Source organism: Streptomyces flavofungini (assembly GCF_041028215.1).
In the GTDB taxonomy this organism is placed as follows: domain Bacteria; phylum Actinomycetota; class Actinomycetes; order Streptomycetales; family Streptomycetaceae; genus Streptomyces; species Streptomyces flavofungini_B.
On record NZ_JASKYR010001350.1, the window covers coordinates 1 to 996 of the forward strand.

A 996-nucleotide genomic window follows, 5' to 3' on the forward strand; every position below is an offset into this window, starting at 1 on the left:
TGAACGTCTCCCCCGCCGGGTCCGGCCGAACCCCGCGGGGGAGACGTTCAGAGCTACATTTGAGGTTCCGGCCTGCCGGTGTTGATGACCCCCGGCGGCCCCGGCGACGGGCGCGAGGTGGTGGACACCTCGCCCTTCGGCCCGGCGGGCGACGGCTCCGGCGGGGTGCCCCCGGACGGCGGGGGAGGCCCGGTGGGGCTCGCGGTGGCACCGGCCGCCGCGCCGCCCGCGATGTCGTCGAAGTCGACGAGCCCGGTGGCCTCCAGCATCGTGATGTGGTCGAGCACGGTCTGGTTGGCGTCGGTGGCGAGCTGCCTGACCAGGGAGTTGCGGGTGGTGTCGCGGACCTGGGCGATCACGCTGAACACCTTGCCGTGCGAGGCCCGCAGCAGATTGGCGAACTTGCGCTGGTACGTTTCGCCGCTCGCCTCCGTCAGCTCGTCCAGCCAGCCCTGCTGCTGTTCGGTCGGCTGGTTGGGCAGCTCCATGCCGAGCTGCGACGCGGCGGAGCGCACCCGCTTGTCGAGGTCGGTGTGCCCGACGATGAGATGGTCCCCCGCCTCCTTGACCGCCTCGGTGGGCGCCCGCTCGACGGCCTGCTGGCCCGCCGGTATCTCCCACAGCCCGGCGAGCCGCACCTTCACCAGGAGATCCCGGTCGGCAGCCGAGAGCGGCCCCCACCGGGTGGCCACCGAACCGGCGGCCAGATTGGCCTCGCCGGTGCCGGAGCGGTCGGCGTAGGACCACACGGGGAACGCGATCGCGCCCAGTGTGGCGAGAAGTGCCGCGATGATCAGAGCCGTGCCGTTGACGCGCCGCAAGGTGCCTCCCGTGGTGCTCCCGTGGTCCGCCGGTACCGGCGGACCACACCGATACCGGGGAGTACGGAAGATACGGGTGGGGCGTTCAGCCGCGCGAGAGGCCGTACGCGAAGTGCCGTGCCGGAGCGGTGCGCCCGAGCAGGGCGAGCGTCTCCGCCAGGGGGGAGGCGCCCGG

The 996-nt window shown here is 73.1% G+C and carries 1 protein-coding gene; it reads right to left on the reverse strand.

Annotated elements, in window-relative coordinates; translation table 11 throughout:
* Positions 1 to 53 precede the first annotated feature (53 nt).
* Entirely contained in the window at positions 54 to 821 is a 768-nt protein-coding gene (locus tag AB8Z36_RS40985; protein ID WP_369218421.1) for a DUF4142 domain-containing protein, read from the reverse strand.
* Positions 822 to 996 lie beyond the last annotated feature (175 nt).